The sequence below is a fragment of the Halalkalicoccus sp. CGA53 genome (assembly GCF_036429475.1).
GTDB classification, from domain to species: Archaea; Halobacteriota; Halobacteria; order Halobacteriales; family Halalkalicoccaceae; genus Natronorarus; species Natronorarus salvus.
In genome coordinates this window covers 2,941,842-2,966,102 of the sequence record NZ_CP144125.1, presented here as the reverse complement: position 1 = coordinate 2,966,102, position 24,261 = coordinate 2,941,842, and the positions used below count along the sequence as shown (strand labels likewise).

Genomic DNA, 24,261 nt, shown 5'->3' with positions numbered 1-24,261 from the left:
GTTCGACACGCTTTTGCGCCGATCAGCGGTAGAGCGGGTATGCGACGGCTTGTCGAGGGAAGCGGGAGATGAGCGGGGATCGGAGCCCGCGCGCGGACCTAGCGGAGAAGATCGCCGGCGAGGTGACGCTGAGCGACGACCCCGGGGCGACACTCCGGAAGTGGCGCACGGACTTCTCGGTCTCACAGACCGACCTCGCTCGCGAACTCGACGTCTCCTCCTCGGTGGTCTCGGACTACGAGAGCGGGCGGCGCGAGAGCCCCGGCATCGGCGTTGTGAGCCGGATCGTCGTCGCACTGCTCGACATCGACGAACGGCGAGGCGGCGACCGGATCCGCCAGTACGGTCGGGTGCTCTCGGCGGGCTTCGAGAGCGACGTCGTCTACGATCTCAGGGAGTACTCGGCGACGGTCCCGATCACCCGGTTCTACGGTGCCATCGGCGCGAGCGAACTCGTTTCCGGTACCTTCGAGCGGATCAGCGGCCACACCGTGATCAACAGCATCGAGGCGATCACGACGCTCTCGTCCGACGAGTTCTACCGGTTGTACGGACAGTCGACGAACCGAGCGCTCGTCTTCACCGACGTCACTCGCGGGGAGTCCCCGCTGGTCGCACTCCGCGTGGTGACCCCGACGCCGAACGCGGTCGTCCTCCACGGACTCGGTGAAGAGGCGGTCTGGGAACACGCCGCCGACCTCGCCAGGATCGACGGCTTCTCGCTCGCCGTGTGTGAGACCGGGTTAGAGGAGCTGCTGGAGGAACTCCGGGAGTTTCCGTGAGGCTCGCGACGGTTACTCGACGTACGGATCGAGTACCTCCGTACCGGGGAGCGAGCCACGATCGGAATAGCGCTCAATCAGTCGAAAGAGACCGGTCGCGATCGACCACGGCGACAGACGCTGGTTGTAGACGATGACGATTCCCTCGTGTTGGTCCTCCGAGAGCGGTTTGAAACCGAGGACGTCGTTCGTGACGACGATGAGGTCCTCTTTGCGAGCGTATGGGAGGATGTCCTCGAAGTCGTCCGCACCGGGAAACAGCGCGTCGGAGACGTGTTCGCCCCGGCTACCCTCTGCCACGAGGTAGGTCGCGACCTGCCTGCCCAGGTTCTCGTCGATGAGAAAGCACCACTCGGTCACGGGGGTTCTCCCGATCACGACCGATCCTCGTCGAACCGACCATCACTGATCGACCGTCCGACAAGTTCGAGGTCCATCACGAGGTGGCAGAGAAGCGCGTCGAGGGCGGGGCGAAGGGGTCGAGTCGATTCGCACGGACCTTGGCGGATCGCAGTCGGCCTGATCGGTCTCGAGGTGCGGACGTGAAGAGTGACGTGACGACGCCCCGAAACGCCGCCGATGGAGATCCGTGAACCGGAGTCACCGACCGAACTCCACGCGGCCCCCTCGCTGACTGCCGACGCCTGGCGCGAGGCGTTCTCCCCCATCGTCAACGAGGAGGCATTCGAGGCCGTCGAACTCCTGCCGATCCCGACGATCTCGACGATCGCTATCTCGGCATCCGCAGGTTGGACGACGGCGTCTCCCTGGTCACCGACGACCACAGAGCGATCATCGGGTGGTCGTCGCTGATCTGGGACCGAAACCTGACGAGAGAGTACGTCGACGGGGACGAAGCCGAGATCCGGACGCTCTACGTCCACCCGGATCGGTGGGGGAGGGAGTCGGGACGTGGCTCCTGGAGGCGGGGCTCGACCGCGTCCCGGAGCCGACGACGGCGGTCGTCCTCGAGAGCTTCGAGGCGAACGAGACGGGTCGATCGTTCTACGAGTCACGTGGGTTCACGAAACGGGGATCGACGGCGTTCGAGATCGCAGAGGACTCCTATCCCTCGGTGATCTACGAACGAGGGCTGTGAGGACTCGGACGATCGGTCGGGATGGGCCCGTCGTCCGATCTACTCCACGAACCGGTACTTCCGCTCGTTCATCCGGCCCCAGCCGTCGAAGACGAACTCGCCGTCAGGTACGGTGAACTCCTCGACCTCGGTGCCGGTCTCGACGTCGTGGTTGTGGACGTCGTGGACGCGCTCGTACTCCTCGAAGCTGATGTCGTAGCGCGCGTCGAGCTGTTCGTCGATCGGCATTCGGGCGATCTTCTCCGCCCAGTTCTCGTTCACCCGCTCGACGTGGATCTCGGCCTGCGCGCCGCTGCCGTAGGAACCTACCAGGAGGCGCTCGCCGGTGAGATCGACACCCTCGTCGAGGGCGGTCTTGAGCGCGCTCGCGCGGGCGATGTGGACCGAGCCGGTGTACCAGTTGCCCACCTCACGCGAGATGGTGAGCGTCGGGTCGATCACCCGGTCGTACCACTCCTGGTACGCCTCGGTCCGTTTGAGGTCGTCCATGTAGACGGTCATCGCCTCGGTGAACTCCTCGTCGTACTCGTAGTCCTCGGCGCGGGGCTGGCGGCCGATCTCGTCGGCGAGTTCGTCCTCGATTTCCGTATCGCGGATCATGTGGCGGTAGCCGAACAGCGCTGCCTTCCGGACCATCCCGGGGAACGGTGTATGGAAGGGAATGTAGGCGAAGTCGTCGGGGTGGGTCCGGCCGACCATCGACTCGTAGTCCTCTAACGCCTCGCGCATCCGGGCGAGGTAGACCTGCACCGAGCGTTTTCCGTCGACCGAGGGAAACTGCTGGTTCGGTTTGAGGAAGTCGGTCTCGTCTGCGCTTCCATATCCCTGCTCGGTCGAGAGGCTCACGATGTCGGGCTCCTCGTCGATCAGCATCGCGACCGCGCCCGCGCCTTGCGTAGCTTCGCCGGGGTCGTTACGCGCGTAGAGCGCGGTGTCGGTGGCGATGACGAGCGCCGCTCGGCCCCTGTTGCGCCCCGCTTTGATCCAGTTGTAGGCGTCGTCGATCGACTGGGTGCCCGCGACACAGGCGAACTTCCGCTCGCCCTTGTTCGCGTGGTGGAAGTCCCCGTCGAAGACCTTCTCCAGACAGCCCGCGATGTACGTCGAGACGGGTTTCGAGTGGTCGAATGCGCTCTCGGTGGCGACGTCGATTCGGCCGATGTCTTCGGGAGACAGTCCCTCCCGGCGCATGAGTTCGTAGGCGGCGTTCGCGCCCATCGTCACGATGTCCTCGTAGACGTCGGGGAAGGAGCTCGCGTAGAGGCCGAGTCCCTTGGTGTACTTCTCGGGGTCGTCGCCTTTCACGGGCGCGAACTCCCCGGGGAGGTCGAGCCGAAGCTTGCCGGTACGTATCTCGATCGCGTCGATGCCGACCTCGGTCATAGCCCGACGAGGGCGCCGTCGCTATATCTGTCTGTCGATAGATCCTTCGACACGCGTCGAAGTCGGTACCGAGACCTACTCCTCTTCGATGACTTCCGGGTCTCGTACCGCGCTCTGGAGGCTGTCGAGGCCGTTGACCCACTCGGAGACGAGTCCGTACTCGAACTCGCCGAGCACCTCGAAGTCGAGGTCCTCGCCGTCGATGATCAGCGTGCCCGCCTGGACGCAGTAGGCGAGCGCCGCGTCGAACTCCTCTTCGGCCTCGGCGTCGGCGGCCGCCTGGACGTAGGCGTGGGGCTCGCCCTCCTCGACGGGCCCGGCGGCGACGAACTCCTCGGCGGCGGCGAAGACACAGAGCAGGCTGGTTTGAACGCCGTCGATCAGGAACGCCGTCTCCTCGTCCTCGATCCCCGGCTCCGCGAGGACGATCTCCCTGATCTCCGCGAGTTCGTCCATCGCTTCCTCGTCGTCGAGCGTCCCCTCCTCGTGGGCCGAGAGGACCTTCGCGACCGCGATGGCGGCGTCGTCCTGCAGGTTCAACAGGAGCCGCGCAGACCCCTCGTCCTCGGGATCGAGCTCCTCGTCCTCGATCCGGTCGATCCAGTTCTGCCACCGCTCTTCCGAGTAGAACGCCTCCGGTGGTGTGCTCATAGCAGAGGAGAGCGGACGTGGCGTCAAAGTCCTTTCTCTACGCGAGTTCGGCCCATGTATCGATATCGTAGAGCCGTCTCGGGGTTTCGACGTGCGCCGTCTCGATCCCCACTCCGTAGCCTTCCTCGCGCAGCCACTCGACCCTGCGGGGGACCGTCTTCGGACCGAGCACCGCCCCGGGACGGTCGGGGTCGTCGATGAAGTCGGTCTCCATCAGGAACGGCTCACCACCCTCCGCCGCCCGTCGGAGTTCCTCCCTCCGGCTGATCACGCTCGGGGTCGGTCCCTCGAGCCGACCGCCCGCGAAGTGTTTCACGACCTTCTCGCGCGCGAGCCCTCGCTCCTCGGCCCACTCCGCGATCTCCGTGAGGTCCTCGCTCGACTCGGTGTGGAGCTGGACGACGCAGTCGCGTTCGGCCCCGCGCGCGAGCGCGTGTCGTAACACCCCGTTCGAGGCCTCCCACACCTCCTCGTCGATCTCGTAGTGTGGCCGGCCGGACTTGAGCGCGAGCGCCCGTCCCGACTCGACGTACGCCGCGGCGAGGTCGATCCCCTCGCCCATCACCTCGCGGGCCTCCTCGGGCGTCGATCCCGCGTCGACGAGCCGAGAGATGAGGGCGGGGTGAACCCCGAGGACCGGCCACGCACGTCCGGGTAGCACGTCGGTTGCGCGCTCGACCGCCTCGACGGTGGTCTCGAAGACCGGCTCGAAGGAGTCTCTCCCCGTCGGGAGGTCACCGAGGTGCCAGGAGGGTTTGTTGACGACGAGGAGGTGCGTCCCGCCCGCGCGGGCGAACTCCTTCACCGCCTCGATCCCGCGACCGCGGACCGGATCGAGGTGGAGGTGGTTGTCGAGGACCGGCGTCTCGAACTCGCTCATGCCCTCCCTCGGACTGCGCCGCTCAAAAGCGCTCTCACTCGCCGAGGGAGAACGCCTCGCCAGCGGCGTTCGCGAGCGCGTCCGAACGGCCGTGCAGCCCCGGCGCGACTGCGACCGTCTCGACGCCTCGGCGGCCCGCGAGCTCGACGACGGGTTTGAAGTCCGTATCGCGGGAGACGACGACCAGTACCTCGAACGCCTCCTCGCAGATCAGTTCGGTCGCGTCGATCGCCAGCCTGACGTCGACGTCACCGCTCGTGATCACCACCTCGAAGCCGCGGGCCTCGCCCGCCTGGATCAGCCCCGGCGTCGCGTGTTCGTCGAGGTAGAGCCGGGTGACCGAGAGCGAGCCGAAACGCTCGGCGGCCGCCCGCACGTCGTCCAGGTCGACGTCGAACTCCTCCCTGAGGACGTTCGGACCGTCGACGAACAGCCCGACACGCGGGGCTCGGTCGAGGTCGATCGCTCGCTCCAGAAACCGCTTCATACCGTCTCCTGTCCGTTCGTCGCCGAAAGCCCATCGGATCCGCTCGGGACCGATCGTTCCTCTCCGACCCGGTTTCATATCGTCACTGACGGTACATCACCCGACGTGTCCCCCGTTTCCGTCGGAAGCTCCACCGATCGCCTCACCCGGCTCGCTTCCGATACGGATCCGGACGCCGGCGTCTCCGAGTCCCGAAACCGTCCGTACGACGACACCTCTCGCCAGCTCTCCTCCACGGAACCCGCTTCTGCACGTTCTCCTACCCATCTCGGTCGGGCATCCTGTACTCGCCGAAATCGTCGACAGTGCCGAGAGGCGGTGCGCCGAACATGAGCCAGGTCTGGCTCTCCTCGCCCTCGTTGTGGACGCTCCGCACGGTGCCGGGCCCGATCCGGACGAGGTCGCCCGACGACAGCTCGTAGACCTCACCCTCGATCCGGACCTGTCCGCCGTCGAGCGCGACGTAGACCTCCTCTTGGCGCGCGTGTGAGTGGGGTGCCGTCGCCTCGCCGGGGGCGAGCGTGACGGTGTTCACGCGCAGTTCGGTGCAGCCGAGTGCTTCGGTGAGTTTTCGATGGGTGATCCCCGACTCCGGAAACCGTTCGCGTGGGACGTCGGCCTCATCGACGATACTGAACCCGTTCGTCATGACCGTCCGTTCGGCGGACGCGGATATAAGCGTCATATCCGCCGTCGTTCTCACCGCTTCCGGCCCGAACTCCGGGTCGAGGATACGGACGTGGACCGAACCGCCGAACGCGGCTCTTCCCGCTGACCATCGGCGTCGACGTATTCCGTATCTCGACACACGGTTTACTCGGTCGCGGCCGGGATACGAAACCCTTAGACGCTGGCGGTCGAGCGTGGGCCCATGGCACGCAATCCGCCGCTCGCCGCCGCCCACGAGGCAAACGGCGCGCGGGTGATCGAGTTCGGTGGCTGGGACATGCCCGTCGAGTTCAACTCGATACGAGAGGAGCACACGGTGGTCCGAGAGGAAGTGGGGATCTTCGACGTCTCGCACATGGGCGAGATCCGTGTCTCCGGACTGGACGCCGCGGAGCTGATGACCCGGCTCACGACCAACGACGCGGTAGGCACCGCTGTCGGCCGGGCCCAGTACGCCGCGATCACCGATAGCGAGGGGATCATGCTCGACGACACGGTGTTCTACCGTCTCGGCGAGGAGGAGTTCCTCTTCGTACCGAACGCCGGCCACGACGAGGAGGTGGAAGCACGGTGGGTCGAGCACCGAGACGAGTGGGGTCTCGACTGCGACGTGGAGAACGAGACCGAAGGGTGGGGGATGTTCGCCGTTCAGGGGCCTGACTCACCGGAACTACTGGACAGCGCCGCGGATTCGGCGGTCTCCGAGACCTCCCGGTTCGCGTTCACGGAGACCACGATCGAGGGGGCGGACTGTCTCGTCGCCCGGACGGGCTACACCGGTGAGGACGGCTTCGAGGTGCTCTGTCCGTGGGACGAGGCCGAGGCGGTCTGGAACGCGCTCGAGTGTCAGCCCTGCGGCCTCGGCGCGCGCGACACGCTCCGGATGGAGGCGGGCTTCCTCCTCTCCGGCCAGGACTTTCACCCGGAGGAGAACCCCCGGACCCCGTTCCAGGCGCGGATCGGCTTCGCGGTCGACCTGGAGACCGAGTTCGTCGGGCGCGACGCGCTCGCGCGCGAGAAGGAGGAAGGGCCGGCCGAGTTGTTCGTCGGGGTCGCCCTGGAGGAGCGCGGGATCCCGCGCCACGGCTACCCGGTCGTCCGCGACGGGGAGAGGGTCGGCGAGGTGACGAGCGGGACGATGAGTCCCACCCTCGGCGAGCCGATCGGCCTCGGCTACGTCAGGTGCGAACTCGCCGAGCCAGGTACCCAGGTCGCGGTGGAGATCCGCGGCGAGGAAAAAAGGGCAAGGGTTGAGTCCCCCCGTTTCGTGGAGGGAGTATGACCTTCGAGATACCAGACGACCTGCGGTTCCTGGAGAGCCACGAGTGGGCGCGCGAGGAGGACGGAGCCGTCCGCGTCGGCATCAGCGACTTCGCACAGGACGAACTCGGCGACGTGGTGTTCGTCGAACTCCCCGGCGAGGGGGAGGAGGTCGGTCAAGAGGAGGCGTTCGGCGTCGTGGAGTCGATCAAGGCGGTGTCGGACCTCTACGCGCCGGTCTCTGGCACCGTCTCGGCGGTGAACGAGGCGGTCGCCGATCAACCAGAGCTCGTCAACGACGACCCGTACGGGGAGGGCTGGATGATTGAGGTCGACCCCGAAGACGCCGACGAACTCGACGCGCTGCTCACCCCCGAGGAGTACGAGGAGCAGATCGCCTGAGTCCAACCACGGCTATCATATAGAAGCGCCCGTAACCGTACCGTGTGATGGACGACCACGGACACCGCAGGCGGTTCGGAGGGCTCCGATGAGCCGAACGGAGGGCAGTCCGTTCGCGCCGCACACGGCCGAGGAGGTCGACGAGATGCTCTCGGCGATCGGCGCAGAGGACGAGGAGGCGCTCTTCGACATCCCGGAGGCCGTACGCTTCGACGGGGAGTTCGGCATCGAGGCGAGGAACGAGCGCGAGATCAGAGATGAGGTCGAGCGGGTGCTCGGACGGAACGACGACCTCACCGAGTTCCTCGGCCGGGGTCACTACGACCACTACGTCCCCTCGCTGGTCGACCACGTGGCGGACCGCCAGGAGTTCCTCACGAGCTACACCCAGTACCAGCCCGAACTCACCCAGGGGTTCCTCCAGGCGCTCTTCGAGTACCAGTCGATGCTCGTGGAGCTGACCGGGCTGGATGTGGCGAACTGTTCGATGCACGACGCGGCGACCGCGCTCGGCGAGGCGGCGACGCTCGCAAAGAGGGTCAGAGAGACCAGCGGTGACCGGATCCTCGTGCCGGATCTGATCCGCGAGGGACGCCGATCGGTGCTCGAGAACTACGCTGACGGAGCCGGACTCGCCGTCGAGACGTACCCGACCGACGACGCGAACGCCGACGTCGAGGCGCTCTCCGATGCGGTAGACGAGGACGTCGTGATGGTCTACGCCGAGAACCCCACGGTCCGGGGGACGATCGAGGAACGCCTCGGAGAGATCGGCGGCCTCGCCGACGAGAACGACGCGATGTTCGTTCTGGGCACCGACCCGGTCGCGCTCTCCGTGCTCTCCCGACCGGCAGACGTCGGCGTCGACGTGGTCGTCGGCGACGCAGCTACCCTCGGGCTGCCGACGAGCTACGGGATGGGCCTCGGCCTGTTCGCCACCCGAGAGGCATTCCTCCGACAGGTACCGGGCCGGCTGGTCGGCGCGGGCGAGGACGGTGCGGGAAAACGGGCGTACACGCTCACGCTCCAGACGCGAGAACAGCACATCCGCCGCGAACGGGCGACGTCGAACATCTGTACGAACCAGGCGTGGGTCGCGCTGCGCACAGCGATGCACGCCGCGAGCCTCGGCGCGTCGGGGCTGGTCGACCTCGCGACCGACTGCCTCGAACGTCCCACCGACCTCGCCGAGCGACTCGACGCGATCGATGGGGTCGAGGCACCGGTCCACGACAGACACCACTTCCGCGAGTTCGTCGCCCGGACCGATCGTTCGGCCCACGAGATCAGAGCGGGGCTCGAAGTACGTGGTTTCTCGATCCACGTGATCGACGACGACCACGTCCAGCTCTGTGTCACGGAGACGAACGCCGGAGCGGTCGACGACCTCGTCGCCGCCGTCGAGGAGGTGGCGGCGTGACGCTCCACTACGACCAGGCGCGATGGGAGGACCCGGACAGCGAGGGGTACGAACCGTTGCTCTCGGAGAAGAACCTGGAGACCGTCTCGACCGACGACGTCCCGCTCCCCGACGACCTGAAACGCGACTCGCTCACGTTACCGGACCTCACCGAACCCGAACTCGCGCGTCACTACACCCGGCTCTCGCAGATGAACTACGGTGTCGAGAGCGGGCCGTACCCGCTGGGAAGCTGTACGATGAAGTACAACCCGAAGTTCACCGAGGACGTCGCGGCACTCCCCTCGGGGCTGGTCCACCCCGATCGATCTGAGGCGAGCACGCAGGGCACGCTCGAACTGCTCTACGACCTTCAGGACTACCTCGCCCGCATCGGCGGGATGGACGCGGTGACGCTCCAGCCGCCGTCGGGTGCCGCCGGCGAGTTCACGGGCATCCTGCTTGCGAGCGCCTACCACGGGGCCAACGGCGAGGCGGATCAGCGGACCGAGGTCGTCATTCCCGACAGCGCCCACGGGACGAACTTCGCGAGCGCGGCGCTCGGGGGGTACGACGTCGTCGAACTCCCGTCGGGGGACGACGGCCGCGTGGAGATCGAGGCGCTCGACGCCGCGCTCTCCGAGCAGACCGCGGCGCTGATGCTCACGAACCCCAACACGCTCGGGCTGTTCGAGCGCGAGATCGAGGAGATCGCCGCGATGGTCCACGATGTCGGCGGCCTGCTCTACTACGACGGGGCAAACCTGAACGCGCTCCTCGGGAGGGCGCGTCCGGGCGACATGGGCTTCGACATCATGCACTACAACGTCCACAAGACGTTCGCGACGCCCCACGGCGGCGGTGGGCCCGGTGCGGGCCCGGTCGGGGTCGTCTCGGACCTCGAACCGTACCTGCCGACGCCACAGGTCAGAGAGAGCGACGGCGAGTACGAGTTCTTCGAGCCCGAGGAGTCGGTCGGAAAGGTCCACGGCTACACTGGGAACTGGCTCGTGTTGATCAAGGCCTACGCCTACATCGCCCGCCTCGGCGACGAGGGACTCGGCGACGCCAGCGCGAAAGCCGTGTTGAACGCGAACTACCTCGCCTCACGGCTGGAGTACGAGATCCCGAACGGACCGTTCCACCACGAGTTCGTCGCGAGCGCCGGCGAGCAGGACGCCGCGGACGTCGCGAAGCGGATGCTCGACTACGGAGTGCACCCCCCGACGACGAAGTGGCCGGAGTTCGTCCCCGAGGCGCTGATGACCGAGCCGACGGAGGTCGAGAGCAAACGCAGCCTCGACCAGCTCGCGGCGGCGTTCAACGCGGTCGCCGGCGAGGACGAGGAGACGCTCGCTTCCGCGCCGAACCGGACGAGCGCCCGCCGGATCGACCAGACCTCCGCGGCGCGGAACCCGCGACTCTCCTGGCAGGCGATCGACGAGTAGTTCACAACTCGACCCCATATTTTCGGTGTATTTTAGCAACCTTTAGTAGACGTCAACGCTCTTTTGCCACATGGCAGTCGTCAGCGTCTCGATGCCGGAGGAACTGCTCGAACGGATCGACGAGTTCGCGACCGACCACGGCTACACGGGGCGGAGCGAAGTGGTTAGGGAGGCCTCGCGGAACCTCCTCGGGGAGTTCCAGGACAGAGAGCTAGAGGACCACGACCTGATGGGCGTCGTCACCGTCCTCTTCGATTACGAGACCACCAGCGTCGAGGAGCGGATGATGCGTCTGCGCCACGAACACGAGGAACTGGTCACCTCGAACTTCCACAGTCACGTCGGCGACCGCTACTGCATGGAGCTGTTCATCCTCGAGGGCGATCTGGAAGGTATCTCCGAGTTCGTCGGGAAAGTGCGCGCGACGAGCGATATCCTCACCGTCGATTACTCGGTAATTCCAGTCGACGATTTCACCGCCGCCCTCGCTCGGTAGGCGACGCTCTCGACACGGCGCGAGGGTCCCCACCTCGGCTCGTTCACAGGGTTACGGCTTCTCTTTAGTACCGGTAGCGACGCCCTTCGGAGCGCTCTCCCGGGTGGGAGCGTCGCCACCGGCCCGATTTGCTATCGCGATTAGTGGTTTACGGACGGGGTGAAGTAGCGACCGGCGCACCGGAGGGAGGGAGTTCGATCCCCGGGACGGGGAGAGGCTGCCCGGTCCCGGTTGAGCGTCTCGATTCGATCACATCCGACCGGAAGAGCTACCGGTCGAATCCCCTAGACCGGAGGGGAGACCATTCGAAGGGCGATTCCGGGGGAACGAACGTGAGTCGATTCCGATCGGCCGGCGTCGCTTTCTGTGAGAACACCCGACCGATCCGAGTCGAAGTCGAGAACCGGTGACCATAGCCGGTCATCTCGGTGGAACTCACGCCGGTTCCTCGCGTCGATGAGCTGGGCGCCGTCGCTCCAACGGTTCGGTGAACGAAGAGGAGGTGAGTGGCCTACACCGCGCTCGAGTCGATCCCGTCGATCGTCACGAAGCCGTAGTCGCAGTCGGGACAGTGCCACTTGATCTTCTCGCCGAGGTGAACCCGTGTGCTCGCCGCCCGGTAGAACGTGAGGGTCTCGTCACACTCCGGACAGTCGTGATCGAGCTCTTGTGCCATATCCACCGTGCGTGGCGGGTCGATTTATCGGTACTGATTTTCGAGCCCACGTCCCCGATATACCACTGGCCGCGATATCGATTCAGCGAGCCCCGCCGAGCGTATCGAGGATCGTTCGCTCGAATTCCTCCGTGTCGGCCTCCCTGATTAGCTCTGTCCGCGGTTCGAACGTCCTCCCGAGTTCGTCGACGACGAGTGCCCCCCGGGTCAGTCCCTCTCTCTCGTCGACCGAGACGCCGACCTCCGTCGAGTGGACGACGAGATCCGGATCGAGCAGGCAGGCGACGGTGAGTGCGTCGGGGATCGTCGCTCGGTCCACATCGTCAGTCTCGGCGTTAAACGCGCGTACGCGAGCGAGCGCGTCGCAGAAGAAGTGAGCGAGCGGCGTGTCGAGGTCACGTACTCGCTCGAAGAACCCGGCGTCGACCGTGCCGTCTCTCACACAAACGCCCCAGTCGACGAGCGTGTGCTCGACGCGCGAACAGACCATCCGCGCGGCGTCGGGGTCGGCCCAGAAGTTGAACTCGGCGGCCGGGGTGACGTTGCCGGGCGCGAACGCCGCCCCGCCCATGATCCAGACCTCCTCGAGCAGGTCGGGGAGATCCGGTTCGCGTGCGAGTGCGAGCGCGACGTTCGTCAGCGGCGCGAGACAGACCAGGGTGAACTCTCCCGGATTCTCCCTCGCGCTCCGGACGATGTAGTCGACTGCGTACTCGTCGGCGGAGGCGATCTCGGTCTCCGGGGTGAGTTCGCCGAGACCGCTCTCGCCGTGGACGTCGTTCGCGTACTCGTGCTCTTTGAGCAACGGTGTCCGTGCGCCCTCGTGGACCGGCACGTCCGCGCCGGCGAGGTCGAGCGTGTACTTGGCGTTCTCGACCTGCTGGTCGAACGGGGCGTTTCCCGCACAGATCGTCACACCCTCGATCCCCGCGCCCTCCGACCCTGCGGCGAGCAGGAGGGCGATGGCGTCGTCGCTCGCTGTATCCGTGTCGACGAGCAGCCGTCGGTCGGCGGTCATGCCCTCCCCGCGAGGCGAACCGGCAAAAACTCTGGGGTCAGCCCTGCTCGGCGTCGAGCGTCGTCCGGGGGCTGAGCGAACCGGTCTGGGCGTAGACGCCACAGACGAGGATCCCGCCGGCGATCAGGGGAATCACGGCACAGGCGACGTAGATCGGCGCGAAGCCGACCGTCTCCACGAGCGGGAGCGAGAGCATCGGACCGAGACCGCCGCCGATGTCCCCGAAGACGTTGTTCGTCCCCATCGCCCGCCCCATCCGCTCGTCGGGGGTGAGGTCGGCGAGCAGCGCGATCAGCGGGCCGCTCGTCCCTCCCTGTCCCATACCGATGAAGACACACGCGAGCGCGAGCTGGCCGAGCGTCGACGCCCCTGCCAGGAGGAGAAAGCCCACGAACGAGGTGACGACGAACGCGAGCAACACCGGGACGCGAGCGCGCATCCGGTCGCTCACCGCACCCCCGAGCAGCATGAACCCCGACGCCGAGATCACCGTGATCGCCATGAAGATGCCCGAGGAGCCCTGCGAGCCGAACGCGGGGGTGCCGACGCCGGCGACGGTGAGCGCGGGGACCGTCAGGTCGTTCGCGTCGAGAAAGAGCACGAGCGTCGCGAACAGCGCGCCGATGTAGGCGAAGTAGAGCCCGAAGTTCACCAGGCCCACGGTCAGCGCGGGGATCGTCTTCTCGATCTCCCACGGCTTGACCGCCTTCCGCTCGCCCTCGACGTGCGTCTCCGGGACGGTCCAGTACGCGAGCGCGCTCGCGAGGAGCGCGAAGGCGGCGGCGACGGCGAACGCCTCGACGATGCCGGCGAGTTCGCTCACGATCCCGCCGAGGACGAGTCCCGAGGGGAACCCGAGGGTCATCCCGCCGCGGACGACGCCCATGTTCGTCCCCATCGAGTCGCCCTTGCTCACGTCCGCGGCGATGGTGTACGCCGTCGCGAAGACGAGCGCGCTGCCGAGCCCCCAGAGGATCCGCGCGAGCATGAACCAGACCTCTGGAGCGGCCGACCACATCGCGACGATGTAGCCGAGCGTCGCGACCCCCTCGACGAACAGCCCGATCACGAACGGTGTCCGGGTGCCGACCCGATCGACGAGCGCGCCCGCGGGTGCGTTCGCGAGGATACGCGCAAAGCGGTTCGCGCTCAGGATCAGCCCCACGAGGAAGGCGGAGATGCCGAGGACGGTACCCAGATTTGGGAGGATCGGGAAGACGACGCCGCCGCCGAAGCCGACGAAGAACGTGCTCAGTATAACTGCCAGAACGACCGGCTCCGGCCGTCTCACCGGGTCGCCGCCTCCGTCGTCCCTCTCGATCCCGGACTCGCCCACATATTTCGAGTCGTAACACCAGGAGTGATAAAGCGCTTGTCGATTCGGCACGCGTCGCCGGCTACATAGGCCTAAGTCGGTCCGATCCGTCCCCTCGCTGTGAAGATCTACACCGGCCGCGGCGACGAGGGGATGACCGATCTGAAGGACATGCAGCGGGTCTCGAAGACGAGTTCGCGCATCGAGGCGTACGGGACCGTCGACGAACTGAACGCGCTGGTCGGGACCATCCGCCCGACGGGACACGACGACGTCGACGGCTGTCTCGAACGCGTGCAGAACCACCTCCACGTCGTTCAAGCGGACCTCGCGAACCCGGACCCGGACGAGGACGACCCGCAGGTCCGCGACGAGCACGTCGAGACGCTCGAGGAGTGGATCGACACCTACGACGAGGAGCTAGAGCCGCTCGCGCGGTTCGTCCTCCCCGGCGGGAGCGAGGCTGGCGCGGCGCTGCACCACGCCCGGGCGGTCTCGCGGCGGGCCGAACGCCGCGTCGTCGCGCTAGCCGTCGACGACCCGATCAACGAGGCTACCGTCGTCTACCTCAACCGGCTCTCGGATCTCCTCTTTACCCTCGGACGGGCGGTCAACGCCCGCGACGGGGAACCCGAGGAGAGCCCGACCTACTGATCCTACGAAACAGGCCACAAAAATTATATAAGGTGATCGGATAGAATCGGTGTATGCCAGATCACTTCAGAGATGCAGCGTACTATCTCAAGCGAGCAGGCGAGCACACGAAACTCGGTATCGAAGAGCAGTTCCGCCCGGTCGAGGCGAGGATCGCAGGCCTCCTCGGTCGCCGGTCCGAGCCGGATCCCGAACCGCAGCCGTCGGGCATCGAGGCCATGACGCGACGGGTGAGAGCGATCGATAGCCACCCGGCGATCGAGGGTGCCAAGGCGCGCGTCGAGGAGCGCCGCGAGCGACCCCCGGCCTGATACGGACTACTGTAACTGTTTACCGCTCAGACCGGTACCCGTCTTCCGGTCTGAGCGGTACAGACTCACAGTAGTCCGTATGACCCGTCCCACGGAGCGTGCAAACGTCCCTCCTACTGACATCCTAGAGGATCTTCACAGATCCTCTTACGATACGTATTAATGTGGGTGAGAATGTACGGTATATCAAGATAGCCTTATATTGCTGGGCGGATCTACAGTCGTGTAACGATGAACTGCACGAACTGCGATACGACGCTCGCGATCGTCCAGGGCTACGAGACCTGTCCCGACTGCGGCTACGTCCTCCCACTCACGGGATCCGAGGCGGCGGCCCCGCACGCGGACTGAACGAAGGTAATTCTTAAGTCCGGCGCGGAGAGAGGTGAGAGCGAGGGTCGGTGGTCTAGTCTGGCTATGACACCTCCTTCACACGGAGGAGATCGGCGGTTCGAATCCGCCCCGACCCATATTCCGGTCGCGAGCACACTCGCGAGCGACCGGTTTGGACTCGGACGGATTCGAATCAGGGAGTGAAGCGAGCGCGAGCGAGAGGAACGACCGCGGTTCGAATCCGCCCCGACCCACCGTTTTCGCGGCGAGCACGGTCCTACCGCTCGGTAGGAAAGTGATAAGCCGGCACACTCCGTCTCTTGGCCCGAACCGACCCATGGAGCGCCCACCCACCCCCGACCGACCGTTGAGCGCGTACGCCGACCTCCTGGGTGAAGAGCGTCTCGACGACCTCAGGGATCGAGGTGAGAACGTCGCCGGAACGCGGGTGTGTCACGTCAACTCGACGGCCTCGGGCGGCGGGGTCGCCGAACTGCTCCGCTCGCTCGTCCCGCTGTTCGAGGACGTGGGGGTTGAGACCGACTGGGCCGTGATGGAGGCCGACGAACCCTTCTTCGACGTGACCAAACGGATCCACAACGGGCTTCAGGGTGAGGAGGAGGGCCTCACCCCGGAGATGCACGAGACGTACCGGGAGACGACCGAGCGCAACGCGCGCGCGTTTTCCGGCGAGTACGACGTGGTCGTGCTCCACGACCCACAGCCGCTGGGGATGATCGGACTCCTCCGCGAGCGGTTTCCCGACAGCCAGTTCGTCTGGCGCTGCCACATCGACTGTACCGCCGCCTCGGAGCCGTATCAGGACCTCCTCTGGGAGCACCTCGAAGGGATCGACCACGCGGTGTTCAGCCGCGAGGTCTACGGGGAGACGATCGGTATCGAACCCCGGTCGGTCGTCTACCCCGCGATCGATCCGTTCACCGAGAAGAACCGCCCGCTGACCGAGAGTGAGCAACGGGCCGAACGCGACCGTCTCTCGTCCGTGCCGTTCGATGGCGAGGAACCGATCCTGACGCAGGTCTCGCGGTTCGATCCCTGGAAGGATCCGCTCGGGGTGATCGATGCGTTCAGGGAGGTACAGGAGGGGATTCCCGACGCCCAGCTGATGCTGCTCGGCGGGATGGCCGACGACGACCCCGAAGGCAGGGAGGTGTACGAGCGCGTGCTCGCGGAGGCGGGCGAGGACGCGGGGGTCCACCTCCTGACGAACGAGCCGGACCTGACGGTGAACTACGTCCAGTCTCACTCCGACGTGGTCGTCCAGAAATCGATCCGGGAGGGCTTCGGCCTCGTGGTCTCGGAGGCGCTCTGGAAGCGGACGCCGGTCGTCGCCTCGCGCGTCGGCGGCATCCCGCTCCAGATCGACGACGGCGAGACCGGCTACCTCACCGACCCGCGGGACACGGCGGCGGTCGCGGACCGGGTCACGCGACTGTTCAACGATCGAACGCTCAGGGAGCGACTTGGGGAGAACGCGCGCGAGCACGTCAGGGACCGGTTTCTGTTGCCGAGACAGCTGGGCGACTACCTCGACCTGTTCGACCGTCTCGGCTGAGGGGTTCGATCAGAGTCCGACGAGCGAGAGCGCGCGGAGGAGGACGCCGACGGCGAACAGCGCGATCAGGAGCCCGGTGGTGAGGACCACGATAGGTGCGAGCTGTTCGCGCTCGAAGGCGAGGGCGTCGGTGAACACGGGCGAGCGGAGTCAGGCGAGCGGCATAAGCGTTGCCCGGTCCGGGGCCGGTCAGGGGAACGAAACGAACGCTCCTCGTAGGGGAGTGATCGAACGGTCGGGGTTCCTGGGCAAACATACTGCCGGCTGTACGTCGTTCACGAGTATCGAACCGCGTGGTGCCGGGAGTCTTCACACGGTTACAGCCGACAGTATAGTTTACTACCTGTACGTCCCAGGGTGGGTATGGAGATCAGAGACGCGACGCCCGAGGACGTAGAGTCGCTGCGCGAGGTCGCCCGCAGGTCGCTGCGCGAGTCCTACGACTTCATCGAGGCCGGGACGATCGACGAGGCGGTCGATCAGTGGTACAGCGACGAGCGACTGCTCGACCTCCTCACCGACGACGATGTCTCGCTCCCCGTCGTCGACGTCGAGGGCTCGGTCGCCGGCTTCGCACAGTGCCACGTCGTCGAGCACCCGGAGCAGGTCGGCGAGATCCACTGGCTCCACGTCGACCCCGAGTTCAGGGGTCAGGGCCACGCGTCGGCGCTGTTCGATCACCTCGTCTCGGCGTTCGAGGAGGAGGGGATCGACCGGCTGAAGGGGCTCGTCTTCGCCGAGAACGAGGCCGGCAACGCCTTCTACGAGTCACGTGGGTTCGAGCGGGCGTACACCAGAGAGCAGTCGATCGCCGGCGGAGAGCACACCGAGAACGTCTGGGTCACCGTACCGGACGACGAGCCGTGGCGTCGGGAGACCGAGCCCTGGACGACCGAGGCGGGCGAGGAGGTGTTCGTCGCCTACCGGGAGGCGTCGATCGGATCGGAGGGAACCTTCCACGCGGCGTACCACGACAGGGATCGGACGTCGCCGTACGGCTGGTTCTGCTCGGCCTGCGAGAGCTTCGACAACTCGATGGACACGATGGGGCGGGTCGTCTGCAACGGCTGTGGCAACGTCCGGAAGGCGACCCGCTGGGACGCGGCGTACCTGTAGCCACGTCGAACCTCTCCCCTCCCGCTCTGGTACCGATCAGGGTTCTGTGAGCAGCGACCCGACGTAGCTGTCCTCCCACTCGCGTCGCGCCCCCAGTTCGCGCTCTCCCCGCTCGGTGAGCGAGTAGGCGTTGGTCCGCCGGTCGAGTTCCTCCTTCGAGACGAACCCCTTCTGCACGAGTGCGTCGAGGTTCGGGTAGAGCCGACCGTGGTGGACCTCGCTCGCGTAGTAGCCTTCCATCTCGTCTTTGATCCCGAGACCGTGTGGCTGGGTGAGGCCGTTGATCACGTACAGCAGGTCTCGTTGGAACCCCGTGAGGTCGTTCATCGCCCCTCCATGAGATATGCTACCTTGTAAGTATTGGCGGGTTATCGGGGTTTCGGAGCGGTTCGTTCGACCTCCGTTCGCATCCCGATCAGTCGGCGAGCGCTCGAACCCCACCCGGTCCTCGCAGCGAGCCCGGGGCCTCCGACAACGACGTCGGACCAGTGGCCGATGTCGAATCGCGCGAGGTCGAGGGTCGCCCTGGAGAGAGGTCGGCGAGACGACGGCCGGCACCCGGGGACGTTAACCGGGGGTATTTTTCGACGCGCGCGCGAGGCGGATCACATGGACCTCGTCTGTTACGCCTGTGGCGAGCGCTCGGAGCCGATCAGCAGGACCCGCTGTTCCTGTGGCGAACCCCTCTGGATCGACGTCCCTGCACCGAGCACGTGGCCCGCGTCGAGCGATCCGGGGATGTGGCGCTACGAGCGCGTGTTGCCCACCGACGTGCCGTCGGGCGTCGGGGCGGCGGCGGGCGGAACGCCGCTCGTCCGCACGCCCGCGTTCGACGCGGAGGGCGTGGGGACGTACGTGAAAGACGAGGGGCAGAACCCGACGGGGAGTTTCAAGGACCGAGGGAGCGCGGTCGGCGTCGCGGCCGTCGCCGCGGGCGGCGGGACGCGCGTCGGAACCGTCTCGCACGGCAACATGGCGATGAGCGTCGCGGCGCACGCGGCCGCCCACGGTCTCGACTGTACGGTGCTGGTTCCCGCGGACATCTCCGACGAGCGCCTCTCCAACATCGCTCGGTACGACCCGGAGATCCTTCGCGTCCAGGGGGACTACGGCGACCTCTACCGGCGGACGCTCTCTCCGGGGGTCGAGACGCCGTTTCTCAACTCGGATACGCCCCTCCGGGTCGCGGGCCAGAAGACCACCGCCTACGAGATCTGCGAGGCGTTCTCCCCCTCGGTGCCGGACGCCATCGTCCTCCCCGTTTCGAGCGGCGGCCACCTCTCCGGTCTCTGGAAGGCGCTCCGTGAACTCCAGGCGGGCGGCCTCCTCGACCGTCTCCCCCGGCTCTACGCGGTCCAGGCCGCCGCCTGTGACCCGATCGTTCGCGCGTTCGAAGCGGGCGAGACGGCGGTCTCGGGGATCGAGAAGCGGGAGACGGTCGCCTACTCCATCGCGAACGCCGACCCGCCGAGTGGAAACCGGGCGCTGGCCGCCCTCCGGGCGACCGACGGCGGTGCGGTGAGCGTGCGCGAGGACGAGATCCGCGAGGCACAGCGACGCTTCGCGCGGGACGGAGGGTTCCGGGTCGAGGCCTCGTCCGCGGTGACGCTCGCGGGCGTCTCCCGTCTCCGAGAGCGTGGAGAGATCCGCGAGGGCGAGGACGCCGTGCTCGTCGTGACGGGGAGCGGGTTCAAGGAGTCGATCGAGGCCGACGTCGACGCCGAGACGATCGACCTCTCGGACCTCGATCGCCGGCTCTCGTAGTCGATCAGCCGTCCGAACGGATCCGTTGCAGCGCGTAGCCTGCCTCGAGCACCCTCGCGTCCTCGAACTCGGGACCGACGAGCATCAGCCCGACCGGGAGGCCGTCGACCGCCCCCGCAGGAACGGAGATCGCCGGGTGGCCGGTCCGGTTGAACGCGGCGGTGTTGGCCGCCTCCCGTCCGTCGCGGAGCCGGTCGAACTCGCTCCGTTCGGGGTCGTGTTCGGGTGCGGTCCGCGTCGTCGTCGGCATCGCGAGCAGGTCTACCTCCTCGAACAGCGCGTCGTACCCCTCGGTCAGGTCGAGGACGAGGTTCATCCCGCGGGCGTAGTAGCGGGCGTGGTACTTCTCGGCGGCGTACGCCCCGACGAGCAGCGACCGCTTGAGCGCTGCCGGGAACTCGCCGCCGGCGGTCCGGCGGAACTTCCCGAACGCGTCGACCCAGGTCGTGTCGTACCACTTCCGGCGACCGTGGCCGAGGCCCTCGCCGGCCATCGCGGCGACCAGCCCCTCCGAGGCACAGACCGAGTGGATCGCGCGCGCGTCGGCGTGCATCGGCACGGAGACCTCTTCCATCGCTCCGCAGGCCGAGGCGAGCAGGTCGATCGCCGCCCGAACCCGGTCGAGGACCGCGGGATCGGCGTCCGGCCGGTCGAACCCCTCGCGGAGGACGCCGATCCGTAGTTCCGAGACCTCCCCCTCTAGATCGTGGTACCGCTCGTCGGGGATCGACCGGGGCTGGCGGTCGTCGGCCGCGGCCCCCTCAGGCCCGTCGCCGGAGAACACCGTGAGAAGGCGGGCGACCGTCTCCACGTCGGGCCCCATCGGCCCGGGGTGGTCGATCGTGTGTTCGAGGCCCACACAGCCCGTGTAGGGTATCAGCCCGTGTGTCGGTTTGTGGCCGACGATCCCGCAGTACGCCGACGGGAGACGGACGCTCCCGCCCTGGTCGGTGCCGATCGCCGCGTCGACCTCGCCGGTCGCGACGACGACAGCGCTCCCCCCGCTGGAGCCGCCCGCGAGGTGGTCCTCGCTCTCGGGGTGGAGCACGGGGCCGAACGCGCTGTGGCCGGTGGTCGTCATCGCCATGTCGTCCATGTTCGTCTTCCCGACGACGGTCGCGCCGGCGTCGAGCAGCCGGGTGACGATGGTCGCGTCGGCGTCGGGCACGTAGCCCTCGAGTACGCGCGAGCCGCAGGTCATCTCGACGCCCGCGACGCTAACGTTGTCCTTCACGGCGACCTCCCAGCCGGCGAGCGGGCCCTCCTCGTCCCCCTCCACCGTACAGCGCGAGACCCACGCGTTCTTCGGGTTCTCCACCGACGGAACGCGCAGGCCGGCGCTCCGCGGGCGGACCGCCTCGCCGTCCGCCCGCACCGTCGGCGTGTAGGAGGCGACCGTCTCGTAGTCCACGAGCTGGTCGGCGGCCAGTTCGGCGAGTTCGGCGAGCTCCTCCTCTCGCAGGTCGAGGTGGAGTCGCTCCCCGAACTCGCGCAGGTCCGTCTCGGTCGGCGGGCGGATCGGCATACTCCCCCTGTGTGGCCGGCACCGAAAGGATTAGCGTATCGGGAGCGTCACTCCCTGCACCCGCAGGGACGATGGTTTCCAGGCAGGGTCGTCACTCTCTACACATATCGGCCTCTCGCGGCCGGATCTCCCGCTCGTCGACCGGTCGCACGGACACGGACCACCAACACATGCACGTCAGCATCGAAGCGGAGTACTGGGTGATCGACCGGAGCGGGGCGCTCGCCGACCCCGGCGGGCTGACCGACCTCTCCGAACACGTCGTCCCGGAGTTCGTCGAGCCGCTCCTCGAGATAAAGACCTCCCCCTGTGAGAGCGTGCGTGCGCTCTACGACGAGTTCGTCGCCCGCCTGAAGTGGGTGCTGGAGGAGGCGAACGCGCGCGACCGCATGCTCGTCCCGACCGGGACGCCGATCGGCCCGGCTGAGGTCACCGAACAGGAGGGCGAACGCGGTGCGATCCAGCGTGCGGTCGTTGGCGAGGATTTCGAGTACGCCGCCCACTGTGCGGGCACGCACGTCCACTTCGACCGCGAGGACGTCACCGACCAGCTCAACACGCTGATCGCGTTCGACCCGGCCCTCGCTCTGCTCAGCTCCTCGCCCTACTACGGGGGCCGACGCGTCGCGGCCTGTGCGCGCGCGTTCATCTACCGCAAGCGAAGCTACGAGACGTTCCCCCGCCACGGACAGCTCTGGGAGTACGTCGACAGCGTCGAGCAGTGGAACCAGCTCCTCGAGCACCGCTTCAGGGAGTTCGAGGCAGCCGCGATGGAGGAGGGGATCGACCCCGAGCTGTTCGGAGAACACTTCTCGCCCGAGGACACCGTCTGGACGCCGCTCAGGCTGCGGACCGAAGTCCCGACCGTCGAGTGGCGCTCGCCGGACGTCGCCCTGCCGAGCGAGACGCTCCGACTCGTCCGGGAGATGGCCGCCGTGATGGAACGCGTCCCCGAGACCGATGTCGTGATCGGCGACGAGGAGGGACGGGTCGGCGAGGAGCTGATCTCGCTCCCGGGGTTCGGGACGCTCCGCGACCTGACCGACGAGGCGATCACCACCGGTCTCGAGTCGCCCGAGGTGCGGGCCTACCTCGACCGGATGGGCTTCGACGTCTCCGCCTATCGGCCGCTCACCCACCGAATCGACGGCGAGCGCCAGATGGGAGAGCGACAGGCGCGCGACCTGCGACTCGACCTGGCCCGGTGTCTCGAGGCGGACGTCGAGCGTCTGCAGCGGTCGTCGCTCGACCGGATCGTCGGCGAGGGTGCGTCGTAGGCGACCCCTACCCGAGCAGGTCGGCGTACGGCGGCCGCTCGGACCGCCGCTCGAACGCACAGGCGACCGCGAGGGCCGCGGACTCCTCCCAGGCCCGGGAGACGACCTCGACACCCGTCGGTAACCCGTCCTCCGCGAACCCGTTCGGCACCGTGACTCCGGGAAGGCCGGTGACGTTCGCCGCCGCGTTCACCGACGGCGTCGCGAACTCCCCGAAGAACTCGCCCATCGACTCCCCGACCCTGCTCGCCACCGACGACCGCGCCGGCGTTACGAGCGCGTCGTACTCGGCGAGCAGCGCGTCCAGTTCCCGCTGGGCGATCGCCCTCACTCTATTGGCGTTGATGTAGTCGCGTGCGAGTACGGTGCTCGCCCGATAGCTCCCGAGCGTGTGGACCGGGTCGGCCAGGTCGTGGACGTCACCGCTCTCGATGAGGCCGTCGAACGCCGCCGCGGCCTCGCCGTCGATGATCGTCCCCGCCATCGCCGCGTAGGGGAGCTCCGGGAGGGAGATCCGTTCGACCTCTGCGAACCCCGAGAGCGTCCCCAGGCTTCGTTCGAAGTTCTCGCGCACGCCCTCCTGTTCGTCCTCGCCCGCACCCTCGGGGACGGCGATCCGGGGGCGATCTCCGGAGACGCCGTAGGCGTCGACGTCCTCGGTTTCGGGATCGGCGATCGCCCGGAGTACCGTCTCGCAGTCGCTTGCGGAGCGACAGAGCGGTCCGACCTTGTCCATGGTCCACGAGAGCGCCATAACCCCTTCCCTGCTCACCCGGTCGTAGGTCGGTCGGACCGCTGTCACCCCGGAGAACGCCGCCGGGGTGGTGAGCGAGCCCCAGGTCTCGGTGCCGATGGCGAACCCGACGAGACCGGCTGCGGTCGCCGCGGCCGGACCGCTTGAGGAGCCGCCGGCCCACGCCTCGCGGTCCCAGGGATTGAGCGTCGCCCCGGTCCAGGCGGCACCGGGGTCGTCGTACCCGAAGCCGCCGGCGAGTTCGATCGTCGCGAGCTTCCCGAGCAGTACCGCACCGGCCTCCTCCAGTCGTTCGACGACCGCCGCGTCCTCCTCGGTGACCTGCTCGCGGTAGGGTTCGGCGCCCCACGTCGTCGGGTCGCCTTCGGTGGCGATCAGGTCCTTTACCCCGTACGGGATCCCGTGGAGCGGCCCTCGATCCTCGCCCGCTTCGAGCTCTCGATCGGCTCGATCCGCCCCAGAGAGCGCCCGCTCGCGCGTGAGTGTGACCACCGCGTTCAGCTCCTCGCCGACCGTCTCGAGCCGCTCGAGGTACGCCCCGGTCAGCTCGCGCGAGGTGAACGCGCCCTCGCGCAGTCCGCGGCCGAGTTCGTCGATCGATCCGACGAGCAGTTCGGGATCGACCATCACTGCTCACCCCTGTAGGCCGAGAACGAGAAGGCGGGTTCGTCGTCGTTCTCCAGGCCGACCTCGCGGAAGGCGTCGCCCGAGGCGAGCGAGCCCTCGATCCCCGCGAGGATCGTCTCCCCGTCGTCCTCGCCAAGTCGGTCGCCGTAGACCGCCTCGACGTAGGCCAAAAGCGCCTCCGCGGGCTCCAGGTCGGCGTCGACGAGCATCGGGTCGGCACCGGACGTCGATGCCGCCGGCTCCGTAGCCGCTGCAGTCTGTGCCGTACTCGCGGTGACCGCCAGGCCGACCAGCGTCAGAAAGCTCCTCCGACCAGTTCTTCTGACCGTGCCCTCCATTTCCGTGTGTCGTGACACCAT

Annotated in this window: 28 protein-coding genes and 1 tRNA gene; 15 read left to right on the top strand and 14 right to left on the bottom strand. The window is 67.3% G+C overall.

What is annotated here, in order from left to right; genetic code table 11:
- Positions 1–68: 68 nt before the first annotated feature.
- Positions 69–782 (top strand): helix-turn-helix domain-containing protein, encoded by a 714-nt coding sequence (locus V2L32_RS17085; protein WP_331233740.1) that lies wholly within the window; start codon positions 69–71, stop codon positions 780–782.
- Positions 783–794: 12 nt separating this feature from the next.
- Here the strand turns inward: V2L32_RS17085 and V2L32_RS17080 are convergent, their stop codons facing one another.
- Positions 795–1,160, bottom strand: coding sequence for a DUF5615 family PIN-like protein (locus V2L32_RS17080; protein WP_331233739.1), 366 nt, complete (start codon positions 1,158–1,160; stop codon positions 795–797).
- A 201-nt stretch (positions 1,161–1,361) separates the two neighbouring features.
- On the opposite strand from V2L32_RS17080, the gene V2L32_RS17075 reads away from it, so the two are divergent.
- Entirely contained in the window at positions 1,362–1,595 is a 234-nt protein-coding gene (locus V2L32_RS17075) for a hypothetical protein (RefSeq protein ID WP_331233738.1), read from the top strand.
- Between the two features lie 79 nt (positions 1,596–1,674).
- The gene (locus V2L32_RS17070) at positions 1,675–1,881 is read left to right on the top strand and encodes a GNAT family N-acetyltransferase (protein ID WP_331233737.1); all 207 of its coding nucleotides are present in this window, start codon (positions 1,675–1,677) and stop codon (positions 1,879–1,881) included.
- A gap of 39 nt (positions 1,882–1,920) precedes the next feature.
- Here the strand turns inward: V2L32_RS17070 and hmgB are convergent, their stop codons facing one another.
- From hmgB to V2L32_RS17045, 5 genes are all read right to left on the bottom strand, one after another.
- Positions 1,921–3,264: a hydroxymethylglutaryl-CoA synthase gene (gene hmgB, locus V2L32_RS17065; protein WP_331233736.1), complete on the bottom strand. Its 1,344-nt coding sequence runs from the start codon at positions 3,262–3,264 to the stop codon at positions 1,921–1,923.
- Between the two features lie 75 nt (positions 3,265–3,339).
- Positions 3,340–3,915, bottom strand: coding sequence for a DUF2150 family protein (locus V2L32_RS17060; RefSeq protein ID WP_331233735.1), 576 nt, complete (start codon positions 3,913–3,915; stop codon positions 3,340–3,342).
- Positions 3,916–3,952: 37 nt separating this feature from the next.
- A complete protein-coding gene (locus V2L32_RS17055; RefSeq protein ID WP_331233734.1) occupies positions 3,953–4,795 on the bottom strand; it encodes a TatD family hydrolase in 843 nt (280 codons plus the stop codon).
- Between the two features lie 34 nt (positions 4,796–4,829).
- Positions 4,830–5,282 carry an NYN domain-containing protein gene (locus tag V2L32_RS17050; protein ID WP_331233733.1) on the bottom strand — a complete coding sequence of 151 codons (453 nt, stop codon included), beginning with the start codon at positions 5,280–5,282 and terminating at the stop codon, positions 4,830–4,832.
- 259 nt (positions 5,283–5,541) lie between these two features.
- Complete coding sequence (locus V2L32_RS17045; protein ID WP_331233732.1) at positions 5,542–5,931, bottom strand: cupin domain-containing protein; 390 nt, start codon at positions 5,929–5,931, stop codon at positions 5,542–5,544.
- Positions 5,932–6,153: 222 nt separating this feature from the next.
- On the opposite strand from V2L32_RS17045, the gene gcvT reads away from it, so the two are divergent.
- The 5 genes from gcvT to nikR all read left to right on the top strand — a co-directional run bounded on the left by gcvT (position 6,154) and on the right by nikR (position 10,956).
- Positions 6,154–7,233, top strand: coding sequence for a glycine cleavage system aminomethyltransferase GcvT (gcvT, locus tag V2L32_RS17040; RefSeq protein WP_331233731.1), 1,080 nt, complete (start codon positions 6,154–6,156; stop codon positions 7,231–7,233).
- On the top strand, positions 7,230–7,613 hold the full coding sequence (gene gcvH, locus V2L32_RS17035) for a glycine cleavage system protein GcvH (protein WP_331233730.1): 384 nt from the start codon (positions 7,230–7,232) through the stop codon (positions 7,611–7,613). Before gcvT ends, gcvH begins: the two co-directional genes overlap by 4 nt.
- Before the next feature lie 88 nt (positions 7,614–7,701).
- A complete protein-coding gene (gene gcvPA, locus V2L32_RS17030) occupies positions 7,702–9,033 on the top strand; it encodes an aminomethyl-transferring glycine dehydrogenase subunit GcvPA (RefSeq protein WP_331233729.1) in 1,332 nt (443 codons plus the stop codon).
- The gene (gcvPB, locus tag V2L32_RS17025) at positions 9,030–10,460 is read left to right on the top strand and encodes an aminomethyl-transferring glycine dehydrogenase subunit GcvPB (protein WP_331233727.1); all 1,431 of its coding nucleotides are present in this window, start codon (positions 9,030–9,032) and stop codon (positions 10,458–10,460) included. The genes gcvPA and gcvPB overlap by 4 nt, the downstream gene beginning before the upstream one ends.
- Positions 10,461–10,530: 70 nt before the next feature.
- The gene (nikR, locus tag V2L32_RS17020; RefSeq protein WP_331233725.1) at positions 10,531–10,956 is read left to right on the top strand and encodes a nickel-responsive transcriptional regulator NikR; all 426 of its coding nucleotides are present in this window, start codon (positions 10,531–10,533) and stop codon (positions 10,954–10,956) included.
- A 511-nt stretch (positions 10,957–11,467) separates the two neighbouring features.
- Here nikR and V2L32_RS17015 read toward each other — a convergent pair.
- The 3 genes from V2L32_RS17015 to V2L32_RS17005 all read right to left on the bottom strand — a co-directional run bounded on the left by V2L32_RS17015 (position 11,468) and on the right by V2L32_RS17005 (position 13,986).
- Entirely contained in the window at positions 11,468–11,632 is a 165-nt protein-coding gene (locus tag V2L32_RS17015; RefSeq protein WP_331233724.1) for a DUF7838 family putative zinc beta-ribbon protein, read from the bottom strand.
- An 82-nt stretch (positions 11,633–11,714) separates the two neighbouring features.
- The gene (locus V2L32_RS17010; RefSeq protein ID WP_331233723.1) at positions 11,715–12,650 is read right to left on the bottom strand and encodes a nucleoside hydrolase; all 936 of its coding nucleotides are present in this window, start codon (positions 12,648–12,650) and stop codon (positions 11,715–11,717) included.
- 37 nt (positions 12,651–12,687) lie between these two features.
- Positions 12,688–13,986 carry an MFS transporter gene (locus tag V2L32_RS17005; protein ID WP_331233722.1) on the bottom strand — a complete coding sequence of 433 codons (1,299 nt, stop codon included), beginning with the start codon at positions 13,984–13,986 and terminating at the stop codon, positions 12,688–12,690.
- Positions 13,987–14,085: 99 nt separating this feature from the next.
- Here V2L32_RS17005 and V2L32_RS17000 point away from each other — a divergent pair, with 99 nt between their 5' ends.
- The 4 genes from V2L32_RS17000 to V2L32_RS16985 all read left to right on the top strand — a co-directional run bounded on the left by V2L32_RS17000 (position 14,086) and on the right by V2L32_RS16985 (position 16,839).
- Positions 14,086–14,619: a cob(I)yrinic acid a,c-diamide adenosyltransferase gene (locus tag V2L32_RS17000; protein ID WP_331233721.1), complete on the top strand. Its 534-nt coding sequence runs from the start codon at positions 14,086–14,088 to the stop codon at positions 14,617–14,619.
- A gap of 53 nt (positions 14,620–14,672) precedes the next feature.
- Positions 14,673–14,930: a DUF7553 family protein gene (locus tag V2L32_RS16995; RefSeq protein WP_331233720.1), complete on the top strand. Its 258-nt coding sequence runs from the start codon at positions 14,673–14,675 to the stop codon at positions 14,928–14,930.
- A 395-nt stretch (positions 14,931–15,325) separates the two neighbouring features.
- Positions 15,326–15,400, top strand: a tRNA-Val gene (locus V2L32_RS16990).
- Between the two features lie 200 nt (positions 15,401–15,600).
- Complete coding sequence (locus V2L32_RS16985; protein ID WP_331233719.1) at positions 15,601–16,839, top strand: glycosyltransferase; 1,239 nt, start codon at positions 15,601–15,603, stop codon at positions 16,837–16,839.
- 9 nt (positions 16,840–16,848) lie between these two features.
- On the opposite strand, the gene V2L32_RS16980 is transcribed toward V2L32_RS16985, so the two are convergent.
- Complete coding sequence (locus V2L32_RS16980; RefSeq protein WP_331233718.1) at positions 16,849–16,977, bottom strand: hypothetical protein; 129 nt, start codon at positions 16,975–16,977, stop codon at positions 16,849–16,851.
- 225 nt (positions 16,978–17,202) lie between these two features.
- On the opposite strand from V2L32_RS16980, the gene V2L32_RS16975 reads away from it, so the two are divergent.
- Positions 17,203–17,955, top strand: a complete 753-nt coding sequence (locus tag V2L32_RS16975) for a GNAT family N-acetyltransferase (RefSeq protein WP_331233717.1) — start codon at positions 17,203–17,205, stop codon at positions 17,953–17,955.
- 36 nt (positions 17,956–17,991) lie between these two features.
- Here V2L32_RS16975 and V2L32_RS16970 read toward each other — a convergent pair whose 3' ends face one another.
- Entirely contained in the window at positions 17,992–18,282 is a 291-nt protein-coding gene (locus V2L32_RS16970; RefSeq protein WP_331233716.1) for a PadR family transcriptional regulator, read from the bottom strand.
- A gap of 282 nt (positions 18,283–18,564) precedes the next feature.
- Here V2L32_RS16970 and thrC point away from each other — a divergent pair, with 282 nt between their 5' ends.
- Entirely contained in the window at positions 18,565–19,719 is a 1,155-nt protein-coding gene (thrC, locus tag V2L32_RS16965; RefSeq protein WP_331233715.1) for a threonine synthase, read from the top strand.
- Positions 19,720–19,723: 4 nt separating this feature from the next.
- On the opposite strand, the gene V2L32_RS16960 is transcribed toward thrC, so the two are convergent.
- Complete coding sequence (locus V2L32_RS16960; protein WP_331233714.1) at positions 19,724–21,244, bottom strand: amidase family protein; 1,521 nt, start codon at positions 21,242–21,244, stop codon at positions 19,724–19,726.
- A gap of 170 nt (positions 21,245–21,414) precedes the next feature.
- Here V2L32_RS16960 and V2L32_RS16955 point away from each other — a divergent pair, with 170 nt between their 5' ends.
- Positions 21,415–22,521, top strand: a complete 1,107-nt coding sequence (locus V2L32_RS16955; protein WP_331233712.1) for a glutamate-cysteine ligase family protein — start codon at positions 21,415–21,417, stop codon at positions 22,519–22,521.
- A 7-nt stretch (positions 22,522–22,528) separates the two neighbouring features.
- Here V2L32_RS16955 and V2L32_RS16950 read toward each other — a convergent pair whose 3' ends face one another.
- The gene (locus tag V2L32_RS16950) at positions 22,529–23,902 is read right to left on the bottom strand and encodes an amidase (protein ID WP_331233711.1); all 1,374 of its coding nucleotides are present in this window, start codon (positions 23,900–23,902) and stop codon (positions 22,529–22,531) included.
- Positions 23,902–24,240 (bottom strand): hypothetical protein, encoded by a 339-nt coding sequence (locus V2L32_RS16945; RefSeq protein ID WP_331233709.1) that lies wholly within the window; start codon positions 24,238–24,240, stop codon positions 23,902–23,904. Before V2L32_RS16945 ends, V2L32_RS16950 begins: the two co-directional genes overlap by 1 nt.
- Between the last annotated feature and the right edge of the window lie 21 nt (positions 24,241–24,261).